The sequence below is a fragment of the Protofrankia sp. Cr1 genome (assembly GCF_963555865.1).
Taxonomy (GTDB): Bacteria; Actinomycetota; Actinomycetes; order Frankiales; family Frankiaceae; genus Protofrankia.
The window spans coordinates 1-3084 of sequence record NZ_CAUVXO010000391.1 but is presented as its reverse complement, the minus strand read 5'-3'; the positions used below and the strand labels follow the sequence as shown (position 1 = coordinate 3084).

Genomic DNA, 3084 nt, shown 5'->3' with positions numbered 1-3084 from the left:
GGGCGTGGCATCCTCGCTGCCGGTACTCGTGCTGATGGCACGGCGTGCCGTGTTACCGGGAGCGGCGGGTCAGTCGCTGATCCGCCGCATCACAGTGCCGAGCTGACCGACCACCTCGTCGAACGAAGCGTCCGCGTGGAAGCAGGCGACGAGCGACCCACGATCGTCACGGTGGGAGACCGGCGGTGGGACGAACGCCCGCTGCACGAATCCGAAAGCATGGCGCGCCCGCTCGTAGACATCGTCGGTCCCACCGCTTTTGAGCCAGCTGCGCAGGACGTAGTTGTGCGCCGCGACAACCGCGGCAGCGGCTACGACACTGCGCAGTCCGCTGTCGGCCAGTCCGCTGTCGGCCAGTCCGCTGTCCGGATGGCGACCATCGGGCGGGCGGTGTGGGGCCTCGCTGATGAAGCGGTTCTGGAGGTAACGCGCCACCACACGCTCGTAACGGTCGGTACTCGCGATTTCGCGATCCCGTAGTGACGGCACCTGCCTGGTCAACTGGAACCGCTTCAGCGAGATGTCAGCGTCCTCGACGTAACGATCCAGCACCAGTTGGGCGCCGGCGCAGGCGATGGCCAGCGGAGGTTCGGTGGGGCTGGCGTCGGTGAACAGCCGGGCCATGTCGTCGAGCCACTCGTCGTGGTCGGGAAAAATCGCCTCCTCCTTCGCGGAGAAGTACCGGAAGAAGGTTCGCCGGCCGACTCCGGCTGCTTCGGCGATCTGGTCGACGGTAGTCGCCTCGTATCCGTTGGTGAGGAACAGCTCCATCGCGGAGCCGACCAGGGCACGCCGCACCTGCCGCCGCCCGGCCGCGGTCCGGCCGCTGCGCCGCCTGGGTGCCCGATCCGCCGCATCCGCCATGTCACCGGACCTTACCGAACCGTTCTTCCGGGTCCCTGCTTCCTAACGGCACCAGGTGCCGCTACAGTTCAGCTGCAAGGTCCGACCACTCCGCCTCATGCACCACCGGGAACCCGCGCGGGGTGCCATGGAGAACGTGGACGCAGTCGGTTGCCGTGCGCAGACCAGACCGGGGCTGCAAGGGTGGCTCAGACTTCAGGGGTGGCTCAGTGACTGACGTACCAGCGGCGGACGTACCAGCGCAGGTGGCAGTCGACGTGACAAGGGTGGGCGTGGTAGGCGGTGGCCTGATGGGCTCGGGAATCGCCGAGGTGTGTGTCCGCGCGGGTCTCGATGTGACGGTCGTCGAAGCGGACACCGGCCGCGTTGCGGCGAGCCGTGGCCGGGTCGTCAGCTCGCTGGACCGTGCGACGTCACGGAACAAGCTGTCGGCCGACGATCGTGACCGGGCGTTGGAGCGTCTGAGCTTCACCACGGACCTCAACCAGTTGGCCGACCGTCAGCTGGTGGTCGAGGCGGTCGCGGAGGACGAACGGTTGAAGGTCGAGGTTTTCCAGGATCTCGACAAGGTGGTCGAGGATCGTGGCGCGATTCTCGCGTCCAACACGTCGTCCATTCCCATCATGAAACTCGGGATGGCGACCAGCAGGCCGCGTCACGTGATCGGGATCCATTTTTTCAACCCGGTGCCCGTCTTGGCGCTGGTTGAGCTCGTGCCATCGTTGCTGACCGATGAGCAGACCCTGGTCAGGGCGGAGGCCTTCGTCGGTGACGTGCTGGGAAAGAAGGCAATCCGGTCCCAGGACCGTGCGGGTTTCGTGGTGAACGCGCTGCTCGTACCATATCTGCTGTCTGCCGTCAGAATGCTTGAGTCGGGTTTCGCCTCGGCGGCCGACATCGACAGTGGGATGGTGCTCGGATGCGCCCACCCCATGGGCCCGCTGGCGCTGGCCGACCTGATCGGTCTCGACACGATACACGCGATCGCCGAATCGCTGTATGCCGAGTTCAAGGAGCCGCTGTACTCGGCACCCCCGTTGCTCATGCGAATGGTTGACGCCGGTCTGCTCGGAAAGAAGAACGGCCGCGGTTTCTACGAGTACGGTCCGGCCGGCGCATGAATCCGGCGAACACCGGCACAGGTGTGTATCAGCTCGGCGAGGAGCACCAGGCGTTGCGGGACGCCGTGCGGCAGCTGGCCGAAAAGGAGATCGCCCCGCCCGCCGCCGATGTCGACGAGCAGGCGCGTTTCCCGGTCGAGGCACACGACGCGCTGACCCGGGCGGGTTTCCACGCCGTGCACATCCCGGAGGAATACGGCGGCGAAGGCGCGGATGCGGTCGCCGCCTGCATCGTGATCGAGGAGGTAGCCCGGGTCTGCGCCTCCTCGTCGCTGATTCCGGCGGTGAACAAGCTGGCGACCATGCCGATCCTGCTCTCCGCGTCCGAGGAGCTGAAAAAGCAGGTACTGCCCTCGATCGCCGCGGGCGAGGCGATGGCGTCCTATGCGTTGTCCGAGCGGGAGGCGGGTTCGGACACCGCATCCATGCGCACCCGGGCGAGGCTGGATGGTGATCACTGGGTGCTCAACGGAACGAAGTGCTGGATCACCAACGCAGGGGAGTCCGCCTGGTACACCGTGATGGCGGTGAGCGATCCGCACGCGGCGAAGAAGTCCCGTGGCATCTCGGCGTTCGTCGTCCACCGGGACGACCCGGGCTTCTCGGTGGGCGCCACGGAGCGCAAGCTCGGCATCAAGGGCTCACCGACCCGGGAGATCCACCTGGAGGACTGTGCGATCCCGGCCGACCGGATCATCGGAGAGCCCGGTACTGGCCTGAAGACCGCCCTGGCGACGTTGGACCACACGCGGCCCACGATCGGCGCGCAAGCGGTGGGCATCGCCCAGGGCGCGCTGGACATTGCGATCGCCTACGTCAAGGAACGTCGGCAGTTCGGGCGGGTCATCGCGGAGTTCCAGGGCCTCCAGTTCATGATCGCCGATATGGGAATGAAGATCGAGGCCGCTCGGCACCTGGTGTACGTGGCGGCGGCCAAGGCCGAGCGTGGCGAGGCAGATGCCGGGTTCGTGTCGGCGGCGGCGAAGTGCTTCGCCTCGGACACTGCCATGGCGGTCACCACCGATGCGGTTCAGCTGCTCGGCGGCGCGGGCTACACCCGAGACTTCCCCCTCGAGCGAATGATGCGTGACGCCAAGAT

3 protein-coding genes are annotated in these 3084 nt (G+C 66.8%); 2 read left to right on the top strand and 1 reads right to left on the bottom strand.

Annotation, left to right across the window (positions count from 1 at the left end; translation table 11 throughout):
* Positions 1-69 precede the first annotated feature (69 nt).
* Positions 70-864 (bottom strand): TetR family transcriptional regulator, encoded by a 795-nt coding sequence (locus tag U9980_RS22085; protein ID WP_322769680.1) that lies wholly within the window; start codon positions 862-864, stop codon positions 70-72.
* A gap of 209 nt (positions 865-1073) precedes the next feature.
* On the opposite strand from U9980_RS22085, the gene U9980_RS22080 reads away from it, so the two are divergent.
* Entirely contained in the window at positions 1074-1985 is a 912-nt protein-coding gene (locus U9980_RS22080) for a 3-hydroxybutyryl-CoA dehydrogenase (protein ID WP_322769679.1), read from the top strand.
* Positions 1982-3084 (top strand): acyl-CoA dehydrogenase family protein (locus U9980_RS22075; RefSeq protein ID WP_322769678.1); only part of this gene is annotated, 1103 nt, incomplete at its 3' end. The genes U9980_RS22080 and U9980_RS22075, both read left to right, overlap by 4 nt.